General features: G+C 58.5%; 16 protein-coding genes. 5 read left to right on the top strand and 11 right to left on the bottom strand.

Going from position 1 to position 24593, the window contains the following annotated elements; translation table 11 throughout:
* Nucleotides 1–68: 68 nt before the first annotated feature.
* On the bottom strand, nt 69–746 hold the full coding sequence (locus HMPREF9452_RS05215) for a cytochrome c maturation protein CcmE domain-containing protein (RefSeq protein WP_009141084.1): 678 nt from the start codon (nt 744–746) through the stop codon (nt 69–71).
* Between the two features lie 132 nt (nt 747–878).
* Between HMPREF9452_RS05215 and HMPREF9452_RS05210 the strand changes: the two genes are divergently transcribed.
* The 3 genes from HMPREF9452_RS05210 to HMPREF9452_RS05205 all read left to right on the top strand — a co-directional run bounded on the left by HMPREF9452_RS05210 (nt 879) and on the right by HMPREF9452_RS05205 (nt 3706).
* Nucleotides 879–1646 carry a type III pantothenate kinase gene (locus HMPREF9452_RS05210; protein WP_009141083.1) on the top strand — a complete coding sequence of 256 codons (768 nt, stop codon included), beginning with the start codon at nt 879–881 and terminating at the stop codon, nt 1644–1646.
* A 392-nt stretch (nt 1647–2038) separates the two neighbouring features.
* Nucleotides 2039–2188 carry a hypothetical protein gene (locus HMPREF9452_RS11805; protein WP_156786182.1) on the top strand — a complete coding sequence of 50 codons (150 nt, stop codon included), beginning with the start codon at nt 2039–2041 and terminating at the stop codon, nt 2186–2188.
* A 204-nt stretch (nt 2189–2392) separates the two neighbouring features.
* On the top strand, nt 2393–3706 hold the full coding sequence (locus HMPREF9452_RS05205) for an ATP-binding protein (RefSeq protein WP_009141081.1): 1314 nt from the start codon (nt 2393–2395) through the stop codon (nt 3704–3706).
* Between the two features lie 7 nt (nt 3707–3713).
* Here the strand turns inward: HMPREF9452_RS05205 and HMPREF9452_RS05200 are convergent, their stop codons facing one another.
* The 10 genes from HMPREF9452_RS05200 to HMPREF9452_RS05155 all read right to left on the bottom strand — a co-directional run bounded on the left by HMPREF9452_RS05200 (nt 3714) and on the right by HMPREF9452_RS05155 (nt 19976).
* Nucleotides 3714–4382 (bottom strand): hypothetical protein, encoded by a 669-nt coding sequence (locus HMPREF9452_RS05200; protein WP_009141080.1) that lies wholly within the window; start codon nt 4380–4382, stop codon nt 3714–3716.
* A 169-nt stretch (nt 4383–4551) separates the two neighbouring features.
* Nucleotides 4552–6297 carry a dihydropteroate synthase gene (gene folP / locus HMPREF9452_RS05195; RefSeq protein ID WP_009141079.1) on the bottom strand — a complete coding sequence of 582 codons (1746 nt, stop codon included), beginning with the start codon at nt 6295–6297 and terminating at the stop codon, nt 4552–4554.
* Nucleotides 6298–6725: 428 nt separating this feature from the next.
* Nucleotides 6726–10355: an S-layer homology domain-containing protein gene (locus HMPREF9452_RS05190; RefSeq protein ID WP_009141078.1), complete on the bottom strand. Its 3630-nt coding sequence runs from the start codon at nt 10353–10355 to the stop codon at nt 6726–6728.
* A 380-nt stretch (nt 10356–10735) separates the two neighbouring features.
* Entirely contained in the window at nt 10736–11695 is a 960-nt protein-coding gene (locus HMPREF9452_RS05185; RefSeq protein ID WP_009141077.1) for an ROK family protein, read from the bottom strand.
* 28 nt (nt 11696–11723) lie between these two features.
* Nucleotides 11724–13103: an FAD-dependent oxidoreductase gene (locus HMPREF9452_RS05180; RefSeq protein WP_009141076.1), complete on the bottom strand. Its 1380-nt coding sequence runs from the start codon at nt 13101–13103 to the stop codon at nt 11724–11726.
* A complete protein-coding gene (locus HMPREF9452_RS05175; protein ID WP_009141075.1) occupies nt 13090–13671 on the bottom strand; it encodes a hypothetical protein in 582 nt (193 codons plus the stop codon). The genes HMPREF9452_RS05180 and HMPREF9452_RS05175 overlap by 14 nt, the downstream gene beginning before the upstream one ends.
* Before the next feature lie 7 nt (nt 13672–13678).
* Complete coding sequence (locus HMPREF9452_RS05170) at nt 13679–15826, bottom strand: hydantoinase/oxoprolinase family protein (RefSeq protein ID WP_009141074.1); 2148 nt, start codon at nt 15824–15826, stop codon at nt 13679–13681.
* Nucleotides 15827–15972: 146 nt separating this feature from the next.
* Nucleotides 15973–17274, bottom strand: a complete 1302-nt coding sequence (locus tag HMPREF9452_RS05165) for a C4-dicarboxylate ABC transporter (protein ID WP_009141073.1) — start codon at nt 17272–17274, stop codon at nt 15973–15975.
* 179 nt (nt 17275–17453) lie between these two features.
* Nucleotides 17454–18497 carry a winged helix-turn-helix transcriptional regulator gene (locus HMPREF9452_RS05160; RefSeq protein WP_009141072.1) on the bottom strand — a complete coding sequence of 348 codons (1044 nt, stop codon included), beginning with the start codon at nt 18495–18497 and terminating at the stop codon, nt 17454–17456.
* A gap of 138 nt (nt 18498–18635) precedes the next feature.
* Nucleotides 18636–19976: an FAD-dependent oxidoreductase gene (locus tag HMPREF9452_RS05155; protein WP_009141071.1), complete on the bottom strand. Its 1341-nt coding sequence runs from the start codon at nt 19974–19976 to the stop codon at nt 18636–18638.
* A 900-nt stretch (nt 19977–20876) separates the two neighbouring features.
* Here HMPREF9452_RS05155 and HMPREF9452_RS05150 point away from each other — a divergent pair.
* Together HMPREF9452_RS05150 and HMPREF9452_RS05145 are read left to right on the top strand one after the other, a co-directional pair.
* Nucleotides 20877–23729: an RICIN domain-containing protein gene (locus HMPREF9452_RS05150; protein ID WP_009141070.1), complete on the top strand. Its 2853-nt coding sequence runs from the start codon at nt 20877–20879 to the stop codon at nt 23727–23729.
* A 424-nt stretch (nt 23730–24153) separates the two neighbouring features.
* Nucleotides 24154–24593, top strand: a 440-nt coding sequence (locus HMPREF9452_RS05145; protein WP_009141069.1) for a hypothetical protein, incomplete at its 3' end; no start/stop codon positions are given.

Raw genomic sequence — 24593 nt, 5'->3', positions numbered from 1 at the left:
CTAGCATGCACGTAGATGCGCCCCGCTCGCACACGCGACACGGGGCGCCAAAACGGTATGGGATGGCGTTACACCTTAATGGACGAGTCGATGGACGGCTGCTCGGTCGCAACAAAGACGCCGTCGGAATCCAGGTGACCGGAGATCACCAGGGCGGTACCGTCGGTGATGGCCTCGTCCAGGCCGCCGTCGTACACAACCTTTAGGGTCTCGCCCTGAGACTCGATGGTGAAACGGAAGTCCGCCTGAGCGTCGTTGATCTCGCCCTTGACGTAGCCGCACACCTTGGTGTCCTTGAACATCATGGAATCCTGCTGGTCAAGCAGTCCCTTGACGGTCAACGAGCCCTCGGCGCTCTCATACTTGGACGGGCACTTGGTCACCATCTCGGACGCCTCAAGGGTCTTACCGTCCACGGTGCCGGTGCAGATGGCCACCACGCCGGTGCCAAAGGTCGCGGGCAGGGCGCCGTTGTATTGAACGGTAAGTGCCTGCTCGGAATCGGCCGCGTCAACGCCCTCGGGCGCGATCTTGAACACCGCGGTGGAACCCTCGCTGGTTAGCGAGTCGGCCACCACGGCACCGGAGACCTGGACCTTCTTGCCGTCATAGTTGCCGCCCAGCACGTCGGCGATAGAAAGCGAGCTGGCAGAGCCACCCGACCCGGCGATCGCAACGATCACCAGCATGGCAATGACCACAATGCCGCCAACCACCACAAGGCGACGCTTTGCAGACTTGTTCATATTGTCTCTCCACATGCAGTTATCTGGCAGTATATGCAATGTCTCAGTATACAATGAGCGCTGCAAGTCACGTTATCACACGCTCGTGATTCACGGTCACGGGCATAGCTTAGCCACAGGCTGGAGACACATATGCTGCTCGCTATCGACATGGGAAACACGCAGACCGCCCTGGGCCTTTTTGACCAAGACCAGCTGCTCCAATCTTGGCGCATGCCCACGGACCGCACCTTTACTAAGGACGAGATCCTGGTCCGCTTGCTGGGCTACTTCCAGATGAGCGGCCTCGCGCTTTCTTGCGTGGACACCATCTGCTTTGCCGGCGTGGTTCCGCAGCTCACGCGCGAGTGGCGCGCCGTGGCCACCCAGCTGGGCGTGCGCATGATCCAGGTGGGCCCGGACACGCAGATGGTCACCAAGGTAGACGCCCCCAACCCCGCAGAGGTGGGGGCCGACCGCATCGCCAACGCCGTGGCGGCTGAGGCCCTCTACGGCGCGCCCGCTATTGTGGTGGACTTTGGCACCGCCACCAACGTGGACGTGGTTGACCCGCGCGGCTACTACATCGGCGGCGCCATCGCCCCCGGCATCCGCATCTCCATGGACGCCCTCACCGCGCGCGCCGCCAAGCTCTCCAGCATCTCGCTCGAGGCCCCGCAGCACACCATTGGCCGCAACACCGTCGAGGCGGTTCGCAGCGGCACCGTGGTAGGAGCCGCCGCCATGGCAGAAGGCCTGGTCGCGCGCATCAAAGATGAGCTGGGCGAGCCGTCCGCGCGCGTCATCGCCACCGGGGGCCTCGCCGGATTGGTCGCGGCATGCACCAACGTGTTCGACGTGATCGACCAGCAGCTCACGCTCAAGGGCATCTGCGAGATCTGCCGCAGGCTGCAGGCATAGCCCTCCCTTGCGCAGTTCTTGAGGATAATTGCATCAATTCTGAGTTTTCCTTTGTACACCAGAATGGTGGGTTAGCCATTGCCTGCGGAAATGGCATCCAAAAATCCTGGCTACTCGCCTAAATCTAAAATCGATGCAATTATCCGTAAGAACCGCATGCGCCCTCCCCATCTACCACGCATCCAGCAAGGCATATCAACATGAAAAGGCCCAGTGCGGTGCTCATTTCCGCCCGGGACTCGACCAGTTCAAGGTTATTCTGCACAGGCCGGGCGCAAGCATGAACCCAAAAATCGAAGGCATCGGTAACGTGGACCAGAAGCCAATCCCCGGTACACGGCGAATAAGCGCCAAGCTGGGCGAGCAGTACATCAAGGACTGCCTCATCGAATATGGGGCTAAGCACGCAGCAACTGCAGGATCTCACCGGCATGAACGTCAACCAAGTGCGCAACCGCATTCGAAACCTCATCGATATGGGCGAGGTGCTGCCCATGTCATCGGCGAGCAGCAGAAACAGAAGGCACAAGATCACCGGCTAAAAAACCGCAGGGGTGGCTTTCACGCTGCGCCCACCGGGTCTCCAGCCCGCACAGCCGCCAGCCCGCAGCTTGAAGCAGCAGCTCACATTCGGATTTTGGTACCTAAATCATTCGGATTTTGGTACACCAAACATTCGGATTCTGGAATGTGGGTATATCTACCTTGTATAATGTTTGGCAAAGCACGGACGCGAAAGGCAGCGCATGGCCACTTCTCAAACGCATCGAACAACATGCCCCGCAGCATATCAACCCCGCATTGTCGACACCCAAATAGAGGCATATCTCAACCTGTTTGGAGCCGTTGAGGTGTCGGGCACCAAATGGTGCGGCAAAACATGGTCGTCCCTAGCCCATGGCTCGTCGGTGCTCTACGTGGATCGCGGGTCAAACCTGCAGATCGCCTCTGCCGACCCGTCCTATGTGCTCGCCGGCGACCGCCCCCACGTCATCGATGAATGGCAGCGTGTGCCCGTAATCTGGGACACCGTGCGCCATGCGGTCGATGACCTTGGCGGAGAAAAGGGCGCTTGGATTCTCACGGGTTCATCAACCCCGCGCAACATGTCAAAAGCACACAGCGGTGCGGGGCGCATCGGTCGCGTTCGCATGCATCCCATGACGCTTGCAGAAACCGGCGAATCCAACGCAAAGGTCAGTTTGGCAGGCCTGTTCGAGGACGAGTTCACGCCGTGCGCGTGTGACTCCGGCATTGAGGACCTTGCTCACGTGGCCGTTCGCGGAGGCTGGCCAGAAGAACGTCTGCAGACCGCGGCCAATGCGCAGATAGTTGTTCGCGAATACCTGGAATCCGTATTCACGCAAAGTGTTCCCCAGCTTGGCGGCAATGAGGAGCTCACGCGCCGCGCCGCCGCCTCCATCGCGCGCAATGTAGGACAATCAACCAAAGTGGACACGCTTGTCCGCGACGTTTACGCATATGAATCCGAGGACATGGCAACGGAAGGCGATCGTAAGGCGGTGTCCCAATGCGTCGACGTCCTCCGCAGCACGTACCTTATCGATGAGGTCCCCGGCTGGGTGCCGGCGTCGCGCTCCCCCAAGCGCATGCGCGTCAAACCCAAGCGCTACTTTGCTGACCCCTCGCTCGCCGCGGCACTGCTGGGCCTCTCTCCGGACGCGCTGCTGCAAGACTGGCAAACGTTTGGCCTGGTCTTCGAGAATCTTGTCATGCGCGACTTGGACGTCTACGCACGCGCGCTTGACTACGCGGTCTCAAACCCCGTGCGCTATTACCATGATGATTCCGGCCTCGAAGCCGATGCGATTGTAGAGCGCGCAGATGGACGATGGGCCGCGTTCGAAATCAAGGTGAGTATTGAAAAGGCGGATCAAGCAGCCGCCAACCTCATAAGGCTGTCCAACAAAGTTTGCGGCAATGATAAGTCGCAGGTACGCAAGCCATCGTTCCTCGCAGTGATTACGGGCATGGGCGAGGTGGCTTATCGCCGCAGTGACGGCGTCTACGTCATCCCCATCCGCGCACTAGGCGCATAGCCCAACGCTACACGGCTCGAATGATCACGGCCTCGCAGGGCAGCTCCTTCTCGGAGCCGTCGGCCGCCGTCACGCACGCGCGACCCCAAATATCCAGGCCGGAGAACGCGCCGATCGCCATGGGCAGCCCGTTGGGAGACAGCGCGGCAACCTGGTGGCCCAGCAGCGGCACCATGTCAAAGTAGTCGGAAAGCACAGGAGCCATGGGACCGGGGCTGGGGCGGGTCGCCAGCATCTGCGCCCACTGGTCCACCTTGGCTTCAACGGCGGCGGCAAGGGCGCGGCGCAACTCCTCGCGCGCGGGCAACGCAGCACCGCAACGCGCAGCCGCCCCCTCGAGCACGGGCATGTCGACCGTCACGGTCACGCTCGCAGCCGGCCCGTTTTCGCCCGCGTGGGCATGCACGCCCACCTTGCCCATAAACAGGTCAAAGTCAAAGGACGAGGTATCCGCGCTCATGGCCTCACGCGGCTTGGCGCCACCCGGCACCGCGGGGTGCTCGCGGCGCGCCACCAGGTCCGCAGGCCAGCCAATGCCCACCTGCTCGCCCAGGCCCAGCTGGCGCAGGCACTCGACCACGCCCATGGCGCACACCTGCGGCAGGGCGATAAACTCCATCATCTTCACCTTGGGCGTAAGCTCAAGCTCGCAGCACAGCTGGTCGACCTCGGCCACAGCACACCAACCTTTCCGGAGGGCTATCCCCGTCCAACAAATCAGGGCGACCCGAACCCGTCGAGCCGCCCCGCATCAGCACATCAAGCCAACGCCCGAAACGTTGCCCGCGCCGCCACGGCACCCGCGTCGCCCGCGCCGCCCGCGCCCGCGGCAGCACCCGCGACGCCTACAGCGAGCCCAGCTCGCCCACCACGTGTCCCACGCGGTCCTCGGGCTCCTTCACGTCCACACCCTCGTAGCGGAAGAAGCGCGCAGGGTCATGCATAAGGTCCTCGAGCGGCACCAGCACAAAGTCGCGCTCGCCAAGGTACGGGTGGGGCAGGCGCAGCTTGTCGCCGCCGTGCACCTCGCCGTCCATCCACAGCAGGTCCAAATCGATGATGCGCGGACCGTTGGGGCGGGCGCTCTTGGTACGGTTGCGCCCCATGGTGTTCTCGATCTTCATTAGCTCGTCCAGCAAGATCAGCGGGGCCAGCTCGGTCTTGATCTCTATCACCGCGTTGGCGAACGGGTCCTGGCGGTTCTCGTAGGCAGGCTCGCTCTCGTAAATGCGCGAGCAGCTGCTAACGCAGGTCATGGGGATCTCCGCGATCAGGGCCTTGGCGGCACGGATGTTCTCCGCGCGCTTGCCCAGGTTGGATCCCAGGGCCACAAAGGCGCGGCGGGGCTGCGGGCGGGCGATGGCCCAAAAGCCGTTCAAGAACTGCGAGAAGCCGCGCACGTCATGCACGCGGACAATGTTGGCGCCAAGCTGGATGGCGCCCAGGCACACGCCGTAGGTGGCGGCGTCGCGCTCGTGCACGTCGCCCACGCCGGACACCGCGCCAACAAAGCGCTTGCGGCTCACGGCGCACAGCAGCGGATAGCCCAGCGAGGCCAGCTTGGCGGTCTCGCGCTGGATAACAATGTCCTCGTTCGCGTCTTTGCCAAAACCCGCGCCGGGGTCGATGCAGATGCGCTCGCGGGCCACGCCGGCGTGAACCAGCGCGCGGGCCTGGTCAGAAAGGAAGCCCATGACGCGGCGCATAATGGGTGCGGAATCCGGCAGGGTGAAACGACGCAGCTGCGAGGTCGACCCCGTGGCGGCATCGCGGCGCGCGCTGCGGGCCATGATGGCGGCGAGCTCGTCGTTAGCGGGTACGGCGCGGGCCTCTTCCTCGGCGGCCTTGGCAGCGGCTTCGGCCTCGGCGGCTTTCTTCTCGGCCTCGGCGGCTGCCAGCGCGGCGGCCTTGGCAGCAGCCTCCTGCTCGGCAGCCTCGCTGCCATTGGGCAAGTCGCCAAAGGGAAGCTGCGGCTGAACCAGGCCGCCCAGCTTCAAGCCGGGGCGACGACCCTTCGCGGCCTTGGCGGCCTTTGCCGCGGCCTCAGCCTCAGCAGCGGCAGCAGCGGCGCGGGCCTTCTCGGCCACAAACGCGGCGGCGCTGGTGTCCAGCTGCACCGCGGTATGCCTCTTGGGAGCCTCCTCCGTGGGCTCGCCCGCGTGCATGACGATCACGCCGCAGTTGCTGCCCTTAACAAACTCCACCATCTTGGGATCGGTAAAACCGGTGACGTCGTTCACAATCGAGGCGCCCACGCGTACCGCGGCCTTGGCCACGTCCACGTGACGCGTGTCGATCGATACGATGGCGCCCTTCTGCGCCAGCGCGCGCACCACCGGCAGCACGCGACGAGCCTCCTCGTCCGCACTCACCGGAGTAAAGCCCGGACGCGTGGACTCCCCGCCAACATCGATGATGTCGGCGCCCTCGTCCAGCATCTGCAGGCCGTATGCAATGGCGGCGTCGGCGTCAAAGTGCTCGCCGCCGTCGCTAAAACTATCGGGCGTGACGTTGAGAACACCCATGATGCGGGGTCGATCGAACTTGAGCTCGAACTTACCGCAACGCCATGTCTTCGAATCGTTTGCCATGAGTACCCTTTCGTGCGCGTACAGCTCCCCCTATTGTATCCAGACTGAGCGGGTTTGGCGGCACATGTCTGCGGGGTGCACCAGTAATGCACGGGCGGTTCGCGTGTGGTGGGTTTGGACGAGTATTTGGACGAGGAGGGGCTGACGTTCGGTCGGGGCTCCACCGGACTTATCACGGGATGTGTTCGCCGTGCTTTGCACGGCTCAGAACATCCCTTAGATAAGCCGGTGGGCGCCCCGGCCTGCTGCAAGCCCTTCTTGGTCAATACACGCGAAAGCCCACCACCCCATGCAACGGGGCCGGCACCTGCAGCGGCACCGGCCCCGCGTGGCGGTCAATTGTTTATCGGCCAATCAACATGTCTGCTTGGCCCAGCCGGTCTTGCTGGTCCGGCTGGTCCGCCTTGCCCGCGGCGCCCTTCCGCCGCTTACGCGTACATCAGGTTGATGAAGCGCATGAGGACCGTCGCCACCTCCGCGCGGGCGGCGCCGTCGGTGGGGTTGAGCTCGCCGGTCACGTCGTCGCCGGTGAACAGGCCCTCGGCCACGGCCCAGGACATGGCGTCCTTGGCGAAGCCGGACACCTCGGATGCGTCCGGGAAGTCGATCTCGGCGCGCTCGGAGACGTCCATGCCCAGGTGGTCGGCGTAGCGCATCAGGAAGACGGCCACTTGCTCGCGGGTGACGTCCGTGTCGCCCTGGAACTGCTTGGAGCCGTCGGGCATGTCGACGCCGGAGAGGATGCCCTCCCCCAGCGCCCACGCGGCGGCGTCCGCGTAGAAGGCGCCCTCGGGGACGTCCGCGAGGGAGCCCTCGGAGGCCGCCTCGGGGTTCGACTCCAGGTTGTGCAGCATGGCGACGAACATGCCGCGGGAGGTCTTGTCATAACCCTTGAACTGCCTGGTGCCGTCGGGCATGTCGACGCCGTTGACGATGCCGCGGGCCGTGGCGAAGTCCACGACGTCGCCCGCGAACCAGTCGGCGTCGGTCACGTCGGGCATGTCCCTGGCGTTGTCGACCACCTTGATGGTGACGTCGCCGATGGCCTCGAAGACGACGTTGCCGTCGTCGTCCACGGCGCACTTGGGGATGACGGTCTCGTTGCCCTCGGCGTCCACGGCGAACACCACGATGCCGTAGTTCGGCTCGGAGTCATCGCCCTTGGCCACGGGCACCGTCACCTGGACGGGCTTGTCCGCGGTGACGGTCGCGGGGACCTTCACCTCGACCTCGGGGGCCTTGTCGACGTCCGTCGCGGGTTTGGCGTCGGCGAGCGGCAGCTCCACCTTGCCGGACTCGGCGTCCTTCTTCGAGACCGTCACCTCGGTGGACGTGACGTTGCCGTCCTCGTCCTTGGTCACGGTCGACGAGGTACCGGTCGCGGTCTCGTGGGTGATGGTCTGCGAGCCGTCGGGCTTGGTCACCGTGGTGGTGGTGGAGCCGTCGGGGTTCTTCTCGACCTCGGTCTTGTCGGACGGGGTCGGAGGAACAACAACGGAATTAGAAGACCACTTTGCGGTCAGCTCAACATCTGCATTAGCGGTATACGGATCACTTACCTTTGTTGTGCCGTCAAACCACCCGCCGAACGTATAACCAGAACGCTCGGGCATGGGAAGGCTTATCCCGCTAGCGCCCTTTAGCACCTTATACGCAGCGTCAGGTGTTTTGCCGTCATTGAACTTAAAGGCGATCGTAACCAAGGCGGCATCTTCGGAATTATTGACGGCAGTGATGCTGTCCCCGGGAGCCGCCTTTTCGATTGCCTGGTTCATATCCGTATAGTAGCTATAGGGAGTAACGGTGTTGGCAGCGCTCTTCAGTTCAGCCTTAATATCATCTGACAGATAGCGCTCGGCAACGCTAATGGCAAACCGTCCGCCAGAAACCGTCATCTTCGCAAGAGACTCGTCCTGCGTCGCGGTCACTTTGCCACCGTTATGGGTATATGTCCCAAGCCGACCCAGAATCTCGGCCTCTCCAGAAATGGTGACCTTCGGAGCCGTCTGGGCGGCAGTCCCATTTTCGTAGTAGTTAATCGCCTGCACAGGACCGTCAATATGCCCGCCCGTTATTGCCATCGTTGCATTGTTTGGAACTGTCGTGTAGCTCCAGGTAATAACTTGGCCTTTAATCTGACCGCCCGTGATCTTAGCTTCATCCCAATTCTGGATGGCCTGATTGGAAGCAGAAACAATTTCTCCTCCGTTTACCTCCAGAATGCTGAAATCATCATTTTTAATGCAGATGAAGTTATCCTGCTGAAGCTTGCCACCGTTTACAACAAGCTTTGCGGACTTACTCGCATCACCACAGTTCCTGATAAGCGAGGCGCCGCCCGCATTGTCGCCAGAATTGTTGTAAATAGTTCCGCCATCGATAGTCAGAGTGCCCGCATTGTCAATTACGTAGTACGCACTCGTTTCCCCGTTTTCCTCACGCTTAATCACGCCCGTCTTATCAGCGCTGGAATCTTCGATGATCAACGTACCGGCATTCTTTATGGCAGGCTTCTTATTGACCTTTTTACCATTGAGCGTGCAGCCGTTCAGATTGATTGTAATGTTGGAATTGGCACCAACCTCAACGTTCTCTTCGGTATCAACGAGCAGGACAACCTTCTCGCCTGCGACTGCAGCATTAATCGCATTCTGGAGAGAGCTGAATACCCGATTGCCAATCCTCACTACAGGCTTGCTCACCTCTCCGGTAAGGGTTCCGCCACTAACGGTTCCGCCTGCGTCAGAGAACGTTGCGTTCTCGTCAACGGTAATAGAAGAGGAGCCATCCATCTGAATGGTGCCGGCGTTTACAAACACAGATTCAGCCGCAATAGACAGCTTAACGTTTTCCATATCGAGCACACTGCCCTCGGGAAGTGCGGCCTCAGCGATCTTTGTTGTGGAATTCGCCTCGAAAGGCTTCATCGAGAGCGCCAAAGGGCTCTCGGCGGGCGCCTTAATGATAAGGCCAGGATAAACCGCCGTAGTACTGTCTTTTTTACGAGTGACAAGCGGGGTCAGCGCAGCAGAGGTAACAGTGGAGCCTGCATCGATAGAGATGGCCATCTTCCCAGTTACGCCGGCGGCATCAGGCGTGCCAGAATCGCTTTGCATGCAATAAGGCTCTGCCCCGGTGTTCAGCTGCGAAATCGTCGTGTTCCTGATCTCCACGTTCGCATTTCCAACGAAACCCCTGTTGGTGCCACTTAGGTTCGCTACGGTGCAACCGCTTAGTTCGAGATTGGAATGGCAAACCTCGCCATTGATTCCACCCAAATACAGCGAATCAACTCCGCAGCCATTCAGCTTTACTGACCCAGAGTCAACCTTGGTGCTGCCAGATCCTCCCGCGCCCAAAAGATAGAACTCGCTATCCTTTGCGCTTATCTCAACCTCATTCGCAACGGCATAGGTCTGCATTGCCCCGTTATCAATATCGCGAGAACCCTCCGAGCCGTTACCGTAAACTCCGCCGTTTACATAAGGACTCAAGGCGGCAGGATTGCTGTCATCACAGAAATCGACATCATCGAACTCCATGGCAACCGCGCCTTTTACGCACGAATTAAAGGCGCCGCCTCCATGGAACAGGTTGGACACATACGAATCTTTGCCAGAAACCTTGATAGATACGTCTCCAGTTACCTCAGAGCACTCATCCGCAACCTTGGACTTTTTACCAAGGTTGCCACCAAACAGGTTCCAGATTCGTCCGCCAGTCATTACGATATTCGTATTGGGAACAACAACCTTGCCGGCACTGCCATCACTACCGCCGTAAACCGTAGCGTCCTTGGAAATCCCCAGATAATAAGTAGCGCCCTCGTACTCCCAAGAGACGTAAGCACTCGTTCCAGCAATGTTGTCCGTTCCGCTAATAGTAGACTGAGTGGCATCGCTAGGAGCATCCTTGGTAATGGAAATTGGGGTTCCATTAGCAAAGAACGATTTGTCGCTAACGCTTGGCTCGGCTTGCCCGTCTGCAAACGCCGAAAGAGGCGCAGCAAACAACGCAAGCGCAATTCCCAGCAACAGCTTTGGAACAGCACTCTTCATTGGACGGCTCCTTCCTAATTGCAAAACGCTCATAGTTCCTCCCATTTCTAGAAAGGCAATTCCTTCACGCATAGTTTTAGGTTATCCCTCACTATCACTTTTTACAATCTTGAATTGGCCGTTTAGCTGCAGTTTCTCCGCTGAACGGTTATCCATATCTTTCCAAAATCGTTATCGTTTCTTTCAAAAACCAGTGCCCCCTCTTAACAAAAACGGCCGCCTTCCGTGGTGGAAAGCGACCTGAAAGCAAGCTCGATGTAACGTTGGCAGCGCCCGCGGCGGAGCGCGGCAACTGCGAGGGGGCTTCCGCGGCGGGGCGGCGACAACGGCACGCGCGGCTACTAAAGACGGAAAACCGGCAGCCGCGGCAGGCGGCGGCGCTATGCCTGTTGCAGCGCCTGGGCTCCCAACGCAATGGCGCCAAGCACGCCTTGGTTGCCGTCGCAGGCGGGCGGAACAATGTAGGAGTCGATATCGTCCAACTCCGGCGTGGAGATGTAGCCGTTGTTGAGCTGTAGCACCTTGGCGCGCACGCGATCCATCAACTTGGGAGCGTGATCCGGCACGCCGCCACCCAGAATGATGCGCTGGGGCGACGCCACGTACAGGTAGTTGAGAATACCCTGGGCAATGTAGGTGCCTTCAAGCTCAAGAAAGCCCTCATCGTCCGCCATATCAGACGCGCGCTCAACGCCGTAGCGCTTCACCACGGCCGGACCGGCGGCAAGGCCCTCAAAGCAGCTGTCATGCGTGGGGCAGACGCACTTAAAGTCCTGGTCGCCGGACACGCGCGGCAAGGTGATGTGGCCGGCCTCCGGGTGCAGCATGCCGTGGACCAGCTGGCCGCCCGCGTAGATGCCGGCGCCAATGCCCGTACCCACGGTGATGTACATGGCCGAATCCAGCCCCTTGGCGGCGCCGTACATGACCTCGCCCAGACATGCCCCGTTGACGTCCGTATCGTATCCGCAGGGCACGTTGAGGCCGCGGCTCATGGCACCCAAGAAGTCAAAGTTTCGCCAGGCCAGCTTGGGCGTTTGCAGAATATGGCCGTATGTGGACAAGGACGGGGTGACGCCCGTGGGACCAAACGCGGCGATGCCCAGGGCCGCGATGCCCTTGCTGGCGAACCACTCGACCATGACCGGCACGGTCTGCACCGGATCCTGCGTGGGAATGCTCGTGCGCTCCGTTATGGTTCCATCGGCGTAACCGCAGGCCAGCACCATCTTGGTGCCTCCGGCCTCAATCGCGCCTATGAGCGGGCGGTCGGCAGCGGGTGCGGCCGTGGCCTGGTCGGCAGCGGGCTCGGAGCTCTGTCGGGTGGTTGCCTGGTTCATGGTTGACCCCTTTCGCAAAGCGCAGCATCTAATTCTCGGATGGATACTCGTCCAAAAATACTCCATCAGCACGCAATTGAGCTCGCAGGGCGCTCGTATCCAAACTGTTTGCAGGCTCCTTATTTAGGGCAGCTTGCGCCGCAGCCGTACCCGCCGCTTGCCCCATCGCCATAACAATTGGCGTAACGCGAATCGCAGCACACGCCTCATGCGTAGCGCTTACGCATCGGCCGGCAACGATCAGATTTGAGACTTCGCGGGTCACCAGGCAGCGATACGGAACGGAATACCAGCTCCCGCTCTTGAGGAATCGATGATTCGTCTCCTCACCATCAGGCGAATGAACATCGATTGGATAGCCGCCCATGGCAATTGCATCTTCAAACATCGTGTTACTCAAAAGATCGTCAGCGGTCAACTTATACACACCTTCTATTTTTCTGCTCTCGCGGACGCCGATGTTGGGACCAGTCGACACAATATGACTCTCGGAAAAACCTGGGATGTGTTTCTTTAAGAAGGCGTATATCTCCCACGCCTGCCGCCTGCCCTCGACCTCCGCATAGGTAAGATCAATCGGGTCGACCGCAGAGCGATGTATGATTCGAGACATATTGACGATGTACTCGCCCAAGGTGTTGGTCTCGAAGCATAGAACCATATCGCGATCAATGCTCAGCTCTCCAGCACCGCGTGCCGCCTTGACTATGGAGTAGGCACCTTGGATACCAGAGCGTGGGATAATCCGCAGATCATCAAACGGAATAGACGGAAGCATGTCGCTACGATTGCTCTTAACGAAATCCATCAGCCTGTCTCGATCGACATTCCCCACTCGAAGGTTCATGGTCATTGGCTGTGCGAGATGGTCAGACTCCCTTCCATAGCATGAAGGCACGCCTGCACTGGTTGCGACGTCGGCATCTGCGCTACAGTCAACCACCACTTTTGCCTGAACACGCATAAAGCCTTTTTTGCTCAACAAGCGTAGCGACGCAATCTCTCCGCCTTCGCATGAATCTGCTTCGCAATCAACGAACACGGTATGGTAAAGCAAGGTAACGCCAGCATCTAAAGCCATAGATTCAAGCACATACTTCATCCCTTCAGGATTGAATGGAGTAACGCTGCTTGCATATCCCACAAAATCTGCCATATGACCCGGCGAGGCACCCAGGGCACATAAACGTTGGACTATTTCCTCTGGAATGCCACGCACCACCTGCGTGTCTCCAGCATGATAAGTCATCTGAGGCCCAACGCCGGCCGCCGTAAGGGCTCCTCCCAAATAGCCGTTTTGCTCAACCAACAGCACGGTTGCCCCGCTGCGCGCCGCGGCTATTGCCGCCACAGAGCCTGCAGGCCCACCGCCCACTACAACGACATCGTATTCGTTAACGACGCTCACGGGCAGGTCCCTCCTTGCAAGAAGATCTATTGTTCACCAAATCAAAATACGTACGTGCAAAAGCATGCGCACCAATTTCTGACAAAGCATGAATTCCCGTGCGCCCCAGAGACAAACTTCCGATACGCAACATCGGAACTTGATAGATACGGCTTGTTAGGCCCAATCCATTACATTCGAGGTAGTGAAAGTACTCGTGACTAAGAATGAGATTGCAGGCGTTCTCATATTCAAGAGAGTTCTCCTCCGCCCAAAGACGAATAGACTTCTCGTATAGAGTCACCCGGTTTTTCCCTGACAAATAATCACTGAAATACCGCTGCTTTCCCACCACGTAATCAACGTTCCGAGTCTCAACGCTCACACCACGGTCTTCAAAGATGCTTCGAAAATCATTAGATCCCATTGTTTTTTGATACTCGTCGCACGCCGCAAGCTCGCCTATGCTCCAAGCCTGCTCAACAATGCCCCTTCTCTCCTTTGGAGGAATTTTTACATAACATGGATCGGCCTTGAGCTCGCGCAATGCCAAGCTCTTGCCCGGAAATGGGAACTTTGATTTGGACATCTTATGCCTATTCGACTCGTTTTGTACCTACAAGAATCACTCGTTCATCCGCCCCGCAGCTTGATAGCTCTACCGAGCCCAAGCCCTCAATCTGCTCTGGTGTAGGCAACCCGGAGAGATCGATGATGCGCGTTCCGAGAACGATGTACACATTCGGCAGGTTTGTGCCACCGTCGTTGTAAATAGTCAGCTCATCGAGCAACCAAGAGAGCGACTTTTTCCATGTGGCTACCGTCTCCTCGCAAACAAGCGCGTTTGTCTTTTGGAGTCGAATAACCCCTTCAGAATCAACAAGTCTAACTTGGGACGTACTCTTTTTGACCAAGCCGAACAACCGCTTCTCCACGCGCTCGTGTCGCACGGCCATCATCTGCTCGGTTCTGGCAACAATGGACAGCTCGCTCACCGGAACATTTAGGTTATCGGCAACGATTGAAAGCCTCTCGTCTTCCGTCAGGCGCTTCTGAAGTCGGTCCTTGCTGCGCATCTCCGTAGTGCCGACAGCAATTGCCCTAACAACGTTCCTTTGCGTGTCAACTTCAACGCTAACCTCGATGGAATCCGGAGCGGCGCCAGAAGCAATTGCCTTCAACTCTGCTTCACGTCGCACGGCAATAATGTCGTCCTGAGTCGGATCAGAAACGCTACGTTCGACCATATCTCGAACCATAGCCAGCGCAACACCGATAGTGGAAATAACGGCACCGTTCTTGGCGATATGCTGAGAATGTCCCATGAATTCCGCCAGATGGGGAACTACACTTGCAGCTCCTCCGCCACCGCCGACAAATACCGTCGTACGCGTGTCCATTTTATAATCTTTCATAAGCTGAGAGGCCACGCGCGCGTTCTTCTCGGCAGCGAAATCCATCACCTTTCGCGCCGCCTCTTCCACCGTGCAGCCCATATTGTCTGCCAAGGGCTTCCACGCCAACTTAGCGGCTTCTACATTTCCGTAAGCATAGTCTTCAGGACGAACGTAACCCGCGATATTTGCCGCGCCCGCCATAGTCAACGATACTCGGAGCCCCCCATCGCACTCGATGCAAGCGTATTCGGGGTCTCCCTCCATCGGCCTCACAGCTACCAAACGGGGATTCACTATCTTGCTCGGATCCGTATACACTTCGTAATCCAGATTGGCAATATGCGCGCTACGCGGACCAGTGCTCACCGCCTTTCCGTTCTCGATTTGGACCATCGAACCGCCGCCGATTCCCACCGTGCGCACATCGAGACTGTTGAGGTACGTCTTATGGCCTCCCACCTCAGCGTATTGAATCATCACCTTGCCGTCTTTAACGCATGAGATATCCGTAGAGGTTCCACCAACCTCAAAAAACAGGCCGTCTGTCAGCTTCTCATACATAAGGGCTCCTGCAACACCCGCCGCAGGTCCACTAAGAATTGTCAAAATAGGTCGGCTGCGCACCTCGTCAACAGTCATAACGCCGCCATCACAACGCATGACCATCAAGGGGCTCTCGATATGGGCCCCCTTAATACTCTCCTCGGTCATGTTTGCCGCTTCAAGCATCTTCGGCATGATGGAAGCGTTGACAACCGCCGTCCGCGTCCTGATTTTTAAGCCATACAGCTTTGAAATATCGTTGGTTGCGGTCCCCGGCACCCCACGACGGCGACAGGCTTCAACAACCTCGTTCTCATTTGCAGGGTCATCAACCGAAAATGCCTCAGCGGCAACAAAACTTGTGCAGCCATCTTTCTGCAAGGCATCGAGCGCGCAATCAATTTGCGTGCTCAGATCAGAGCCGCTTGTGTCGATATACTCGTTGCCGGTGGGCAAGAACTTACCCTGAGCAAGCTCGATCTTGCCCATGTCCGTATCGCTCTTGCTCTTCGCCCCCTGAAGGCCGCTGCCCAAAGTGACGATTCCAACTTTGGCGACGTCGCCCTCAAGCATAGCATTGGTCGCCTGGGTGGTACCGTGGGCAATAAACACAACATCCTCGGGCTTGATGCTGCACTCATCCATAACACGATGAAGGGCCTGCACGATACCAGCGGCGACCCCCTCCGCTGCCTTATGCGTGGTCGGCACCTTTACCGAACCCACCAGCTCGAATGTCTCGTTATCAATTGCAACCGCGTCTGTAAATGTACCGCCCACATCGATGCCAATGCGAACCTTCATAGCTCCTCCTAATTCACATTCCTCTGACGAAGATGATTGTCTTGCGCCGGCGACGGACATTATTCTCAAAGCAATGCCCCTCGCCGGCGCGGCAGAAAGCAAGCCTGCCGCGCCTGCGAACCTACTTTGACGAAACGTCTTTACGACTAGTAATACACAACAGCAGAAACGATAACGCCGATGATGGAAATGGCCCACAGATACGGGAGGAGGCGCTTCGTGATCGAATTGACATCGACCTCGACAAAGTTGGCCGTCCAAACATTCTGGGTGTTTGTGGGGTCGCCGCATCCCTGGATACGCTCAGCCGACAGGAATGCACCCATAACAGCAAGCGGATTAATGGTTCCAAGGCCGCTAATCAACGCAGCGATGCCGCTACCAAGTCCAAACAAATTCATGGGACCGCGGTAAAGCGAAAGAGGAGCAAGCAGCGAGAAGAAAATGATGAAGCCGATCTTGCCGGACGGAATAATGGCTTCAAGGAACGGATTGAGCACCGCCGTCACCATCGGATGGCTAACCGCAAGGAACAGAATGCCGATTCCGACCATCAGGATAATTGCGGGGCCGCTGTCGGTAATTCCATCGTAGCAAGTCTTGACAAGCAGGTTCATAGATTTCTGGAAGCCCGTGGACGTCCAAACGAGAATCCAAATGATGCCCGCCATAAAAGCCGGGCAAACCGGACACTTGAAAACTGCAACCAAGATGATAGAGATCAACGGGGAGCACATCGCCATAGCGCCACGTACGCCACCGATCTGAGTGCCGCTCTTTGCAGACTCAACCGGAGCAGAGAATGCGAACTTCACACCATTGCGCTTGAACTCAACAAAGATCAGGACAAGCGTGGCCACTGCCGTTGCCACAAGCATATAGGTCTCAAATCCCTTGATGACCTCAACATCAACCGAGAAAATCGATGCAAAAGTATTCCAGTTAGCAATATTAAACGTAAGACCCGTTGTAAATGCCATAAGGAAGATGCATGCAGCGCTCATTGCGGGAACGCCAACGGACACCAAAATCGGCAGCACGATAGAGCCAACCATGATGATGGAGCCGAGACCGGAAAGAGTTGTAAACAGAACAGCGCATGCAACAGCCATGACAAGAGTGATGATCAAAGGGCGGTCGCCGCCAAGCTCAGCGCTCTTCTTAATAATCGTTTCAGTAACGCCAGTCTTATTCATCAACTGGCCCAACCATGCACCGAAGATAACGGCCATAATTGCGCTGCCCATTCGAACTGTGCCCGCTTCAAGCACAGACGCGAGCCAACCTATCGCCACTCCATCCTCGTCTACCCCCACCGCGGGAACACCCGCAATGATGCAGATTGCCACCGCCATAAGCGGAAGCGCCACCAAAGTCGGTAGCTTTTTGGTCATCATCAACGCGGCGATGATGACGAATGTCACGATAATCAGGGACCCCTGTACCATGCCATCCTCCTTTCTCTGCCTCGCAAGAGGCAGGTTGACCCTTACGTTCCCACGAACACCAGCATGCTTGCGGAATGCAGCTAGTGAGCGTTGCTACGTTTAGAGGGCAAGCCCAACGGCCTGCTTAGATATTTATTTGAATCTTGGTTAATAATCTGAGCAGATAATCTGAACAAGCATCATTCTAGAAGAAGCGTTGCTCGTCGTATGTCGGCAGCGCACGTTTTGGATACATCGGAAGAAGCAAGCTGTCGTCCTCGCAACCACTCTAGCCACGGAGATTCCGGGCCAAAAACGGCTGTCAGTACGTGTTCGATTCCTTGGACAAACTTGTCCGTCACAATTTCATCGGGGCCAAAAATCAACATGCGATCCAAGGAAAAAAGGGAGCACAGGGACACAACCGCGCGCGATACGCAAGCAATTCGGTCTTCTTCGCCAAGCGATAGCAAGAACTCGATGCATCCGCCCTCATACTCATCCGATTTGTCGCAATATGCCTCGCCGCACACCATCGGCGTAATATCAGCCGTAGCACCACCCTTTAGCGATACAAGCGCATCGTCTACCTTGACGCTAACGACAACTTCAGAGCCAATAGAAATAACGGCGGCATTCGACACGTCCTGATCAGCCTCATCCAGGACCTGAGTAATGGTATAGCCTTGCGAGTGCTCTTCCCTGATTGGAATCTTATACTGCGTGAACAGGGCATCTTTCAGAGAAATCGTTGCATCCTGAATACCGGTGGAATACATTACCGTGCAATCTTCGGCACGAATGCCCTCTTGGTATAGTAGCCCCATGCCGAGTAAGTCACCCACCATGGAGGAGTTTTCAAGCGCACGGTCCACGGCATTGCACACCGCCACAAGCAGCGCGTTGCCCTCGAGTGAATCGCGCGAAATAGCCTCAGAATGCACGGGCTCAAGCATGAGGTCGAAAAACGTCAGAAGAACGCTGCGACGGCCAACCTCCAAAGTTGCAATCACTCCAAGATTGCGATTAACCGACAATTCAGTCCTGCTACGCCCTGCCGTAAGAGCCTTGTTACCCGTCTCAATAAACAGGCCATCCTCTAGCAAACTTGATACAAGACCAGTCACTGTGCTCGGAGACAAGCCAGCAGCTTTAGATATCTCGATTCGAGACAAGGGGCCGTGATTGAGAACGACGTCGACGACCTTTCGCCGATTCGCTGTTTTGAGGTCCTTAAGGCGCATTCCCAATCACCCCTTACTACCTTTTTACGGAGTTCGAAATAAGCAGGTTAAGTATATCTCCGTCAAGTTGAATTATAGGATCCCCCTCCTACCAATCGGCTCAGCGGTTGTTTTACTTTCGCGAACGTTAACCAGTCGTTAATCCACCTGCACCACTTTGCTTGGACGATATTCCGCCAAATCAACCTTCTCTCCCAAAGCGACAGCGCAAGCGCGACCTGCCGCATCGCCCAAATCGATAAGCGTGGGCTGAATGCGTATGCTGGCTTGCACCAAAAACGTAGTCGAGATACAACGACCAATGGTCATCAGGTTTAATACGTAATCATTAACAAGGCATCGATATGGTATTTCGTAATACTCCCCCTTGTTGAACTTATCCATGTGAACAAGGCCGTCGGTAGCCGAATGGACATCGATGTACCAGTCTGCCCTTGCAACGGCGTCATCGAACCTCGCTCGACCGATATAGTCGTTTTCCGTAAGCGTGTATTTGCCCTTTATACGATAGGACTCTCTAACACCAAGAGCCGATGCAGACCGAATCAAATACGAATCCTCGAATCCCGGCATACACCGCTTTAAGAATCTTACGAGCCGATCAATCATCCTATGCGCTTCAGTCACTTCCACGGACCGCATCTTTGGATCGGTATTGTCCTTGAGCTCTACAAGGTGCGGACAATTGAAGGACATGCAACCGGGTTGACCGGGAATCGAGAAGCACTGATAGTAAACGAGGTCCCGCTCTTTCAATACGCCGTCCTCTACGCCTTTTCGAAAAAGAGGCTCGAGCTTAAAAGACTTCCCTGCAACCATAGCCGATTCCCAAAAAGGACCTTCGACCAAAGGAGAAAAATGGTCATCGATGCTCAGACAGTAATCACGATACTTCTCGACATCAATGCCGCCCATTTCGAATCTGAGGGAGGACATCTGGTCGTTTCCTTGATCATCACCGTGGGCAACGGGAACTCCAGACATCCTTGAAAGCCATGCATCACCAGAAGCATCGACAAATTGCTCCGCCTCCACCGCCACGAAGCCACCCGATGTAAGAACTATGACCGCAATAATACGATTACGGTCTACGATGCAATCAACAACCGTCGCATCGTAGAGAATCTCACCACCCGATTCCAGATACAGCTCTTCCAAAGCCCTGGATTTACTTTCAGGCGTCGACCAAACATACTCCGACATTTGTTTGCTGCGAGTAGGCACGCCATAAGATATCAAGCGCTTCTCTATTAAATGGAAATTCTCATCATGAGGAACAAACGACTCCATCATGGGGGTCACCAGGGCGCCAACAGCAGCTCCGCCAAGATATAGGCCCTTCTCAATAATTAAAGTGGAGTTACCCCCACGAGCACAGCTAATTCCCGCCGAAGAACCAGCAGTGCCACCACCAACAATGACGGTGTCATAGCGACCGTAGGACGAGACCTCTCGCCCAGCATAATTGTATGTTTGCATCTTAAGACCTTTCCTTTTATAGGATTAAGCCCATAGATGCATTCCGCAAGCCTCTCGATAATACACCAGCGATGGATGCAGCCCACTAAGAAAAACTGCGTCAGAATAAAGCCACTTTTTTACTTGATGCCAGCTGCCTCTGTTAACACCCAACCGCCGGCAGATGCCAGACTAAAGTGCGACCACCGCAACGGTATCATTCAACCTGTATGCGACCCCTGCAATAGGATGGTCGTTACCATGAACTAATTCCCCCGCACCCGGCGCCCCGGCGCCCGGGCAAGCGTTATGGCCGGGGTCGCCTGCGCGCCCCTTGCAGCAACGCCGCGACGGCTACGCCTCAATATACACGGTTGCAAACTTGCAGTGACCCAGCGGCTTGAGCGTGACCTCGCAACCGTTGACCTCCACGTCACCAGATCGCTGCTCGCGCAGGTTGCACAGGTAGGCCTGCTTGACGGGTAACCCCCATCGCGCTCTCTGCTGTTTTTGACCTCCAGTTGGACTTGGCGTTCTGCTGAAATCAGCCTTCGTTTGCATCGCGTTGCTATTTTCGAGCTCCAGTTGGACTTGGCGCTGCTACTTTTAGCCTTCAGTTGGACTTGCCCCACCCCGCACGAAGAGACGCCTCGGGGAAGCAGCTGGTAGATAGCCCGGCGCATCCAAGGGCCTTCTTGCGTAACTCCAACTGAAGCTCATTTTTAGCAATCGAGTCAAACTGGAGGCGTTTTTTAGCAGAGTGCCAAGCCCAACTAGAGGGCGTTTTCAGCGATTGAAATCCGTGCGGCGCGGGCTGCCTCTGTTAACACCCAACCGCTGGCAGATACCAGGCAAAAGTGCGGCCACCGCAACGGTATCATTCAACCTGTATGCAACCCCTGCAATAGGATGGTCGATACCATGAACAAACTCTCCCGCACCTGGCGCCCCGGTGCCCGGGCAAGCGTTATGGCCGGACTCGCCTGCGCGTCCCTGGTGTGCTCGCTGGCCATGCCGCCCGCCCTGGTCGCCATGGCGCAAACCACGTCGTCAACGTCTTCGCCGGCGCCTTCGCAGGCAGCAGCCGCGGATACCGCAGACCAAAGCACCGCAGCGCCCAGCACGCCCAATGCAGACGGCACCGCTGACGGCACCGGCGGTGACGCAACCTCCGGCAACTCCACGGGCGGCTCAGACTCCGACAACACCGCAGCCCCCGCGGATCCAACGGACCCCACCGCCCCAGGCACCGCCACAGACAGTACCGCCGACAGTACCGCGGGCAACGTAACCACCCCCGCAACCCCGAATAACATCACAACCCAAGACGCCCCCGCAGAAGAAACCCCCGCGCCGGACAACGACCGCGCCGCCCTGGACGCCCTCGCCGCCCAGCACGCCGCAGCCGTGGCCGATGGCACCTACGCCATCGCGTCTTCCGCGTCGCAGGCAGCCAACCAGCGCGGCGTGCTCGACGTTCAGGGAGCATCCGCGGCAGGTGGCGCGACCATCCAGCTCTACGCCAGCAACGGCACGGGGGCCCAGCGCTGGCGCGTCACGCATGATGACGCGGGCTACGTCACGTTCATCAACGTCGCATCCGGCCTGGCGCTCGACGTGCAGTGGGGCAACTCCGCCGCGGGAACCCCGGTGCAGCAGTACGCCCCCAACGGCAGCTGGTCGCAAAAGTGGATCGTGATTTCTTTGGACGAGGAATCCGGTAGCGACACCACCGCCACCGCGTTCCCAACGCGTTGCATCATTGTCTCCGCCCTGGCGCCCAACATCGCTCTTGACCTGCGCGGAGGCTCAATCGCAAGTACCACCCCGGTGCAGATTTGGGACTCCAACCACAGCGCGGCGCAAACCTTTACCTTTATCGACGCCTCGCCCGCAGCACCCGCCGCGGTGGAAGACGGCACCCTGCCCCAGGGCTGGTTCAGCCTCAAGCCGCAGTGCGCCCCCGCAAGCGGCGTGGACATCTACAACGCGTCGCGCAACAACAACGCCAACGCGCAGCTGTGGAGCGCCAACGGCACCTTTGCCCAGCTGTTCACCTTTAAGTACTGCAACGGCTACTACCTCATAGTCAACGCCGGCAGCGGCAAGGCGCTCGACGTCGAGACGGCAGACGTTGTTCCCGGTACCAACGTGCAGCAGTACCAGGCGAGCGAGGTCAACCCCGCGCAGCTGTGGGCGCCCGTAGCCAATGCGGACGGCAGCTACACCTTTATCAACAAAGCGACGGGCATGGCGCTCAACATCGATGGCGCGGCATCCTACAACGGCGCCAACGTCAACGCCTACACCCCCAACGGCAGCGCGGCCCAGCGCTTTACCCTTGCCAAGCAGACCAACCTTTTGGCAGAGGGCATCTACACCCTGGGCGCAAGCGCGGCCACCAACAGCGTGCTCGAGGTCTCGGGCGCAAGCCAGGCGGCCGGAGCCTCCGTGCAGGCCTACGCATCCAACGGCACCCTGGCCCAACGCTGGCGCATCGCGCTTGTTCCGGGAGCGGAGAACACCTACACCATCCAGAACCTGGGATCGGCCAAGTTCCTTACCGCGGACTCCGCCGGCACGGTGAGCCAGCGCGCCGCGTCGGGCTCAGCAACAGGCTCAGCAGCGGGTACCAGCGCAGCAACGGGCACCGGCGCAGCAACGGGCACCAGCGCCGCAGCAGGCGCGACCGCCGCGAACCCCGCCCAACAGTGGACCCCCGTCATCACCGCGCACGGCATTGCGTTCGAGTCCGTCGCCCACCCCGGCCGCGTGCTCGACCTCACTGCAGGCAGCACCGCCAACGGCACCCGCCTGCAGCTGTGGCAGGCAAACGGCAGCCCCGCGCAGGCCTTCGCGCTCGCGTCCACCACGGACACCCTGCCAAACGGCACCTACACCCTTACCGTCGCTAACACCAGCCTGGCCATCGATGTGGCGAACGCATCCTATGCCAGCGGCGCCAACGTGCAGGTATTCCAGTCCAACAACTCCGGCGCACAGAAGTGGAACGTCGCCCGCAACGCAGACGGAACCTACACCATAGTCAACGCCGCCAGCGGCAAGGCGCTCGACGTCGCGGGCGGGTCGGCATACTCCGGCGCCAACGTGCAGCAGTACCAACCCAACGGCAGCGCCGCCCAGCGCTGGAGCATCACGTTCGATGCAGGCGGCTACAAAATCGCCAGCGCGGCGGGCGCGGGCGGCGCCTGCGTGCTCGACGTCTCCGGCGGCATCACCTCCAACGGAAGCGCCGCAAACGGCGGAAACCTGCAGGTGTACCAGTCCAACAACTCCGCCGCCCAGCGTTTTACCCTGCAGCCCACCACCTACGTGCCGCCCATGCCCCCAACGCAGCTGTCCATGTACACGCGCGCGCAGGGACGCTTTAGCGCCACCAACCGCCTCATCATGGTAGACACCACCAACTGCCGCGTGGGCATCTTCTCCGGCGGCATGGGGTACTGGAACATGGACGCCTACTGGACCTGCAGCACCGGCAAGCCCAGCACGCCCACCGTTGTGGGCGAGTTCACCGTCACCGGTAAGGGCTATTCCTTTGGCGAGAACCACGGCTATAGCTGCTATTACTACACCCAGTTCTACGGCGACTACCTTATCCACTCCATCCAGTACTACGCCAACAGCTTCCGCGTAATGGACGGCCGCCTGGGCGTCCACGTCTCCAACGGATGCGTCCGCATGAGCATCGACCAGGCCAAGTGGATCTACGACAACATTCCCTACGGCACCAAGGTGGTCACGTACCGGTAGCGCGGTTACGCGCCGGCAGCGCGATCATCCGCGGCCCCGCCGCGTCCGCCCAGCACCATTCGCATAGCGCCAGCCGCACAGCGCGCAGCCAAGACAAAGAGAGGGCAGCCCCATTCAACTAGGGGTTGCCCTCTCTTTTTTGGACGAGGAACGGCTGAAAAGATCCGCCCCGCACGCGCCGGCGTGCAGAAACCGCCCATACCAAATAACAGAGCCCCTACACATCCGTATCGCTCTTTTTTGGACGATAAGCCCCCAAAGTGAGACCCCCGCACGCCGCAACCGGCCCTTCCAAGCACGCGCAACCCAAAGATCGCCCGCTGATCATCCAAGGTTTGCCAGGTCGCAAAACCCGTAAAACACCGCTACCTGCGCTTCTCTCGATAACTGGCGATTATCTGTTCCTTTGGAAGGAGAAAGACGTATGACAGCTTGCGTCAACAAGAAGAGCAAGAGGGTAGCCGCGGTCGTCACCGCCTCCCTCGTGGGCGCGCTCTCCATCGGCGCCCCTGCGGTCGCGCTCGCCGCGAACGTGAACCTGCTCGCCGAGGGCGCCGTCGAGGCGTTCAATCAGGGCAAGGTCGTCCTTAACGACACCGACGCCACCCTCGAGTACACTGGCAAGAAAGCCGAGATCACGGCCACTTCCGTGACCCCGGTGTCCGCCGGTGAAATCAAGCTCGCCGGCAACGACGACTACCGCGTGTACTTCGTCAAGGCCGACGAGAAGGGCAGCCCCACCACCACCCGCACCGATGCCGTGGAGCCTGGCTCCTACTTCGTGTGCGTCGAGGCCAAGGGCGGCGACTACAAGGGCGGCAAGGCCTACGCGGGCTTCACCGTCACCGGCAAGAGCCTCTCTTC

It is taken from the genome of Collinsella tanakaei YIT 12063, assembly GCF_000225705.1.
GTDB classification, from domain to species: Bacteria; Actinomycetota; Coriobacteriia; order Coriobacteriales; family Coriobacteriaceae; genus Collinsella; species Collinsella tanakaei.
This window is presented reverse-complemented; position numbering and strand designations above follow the sequence as displayed.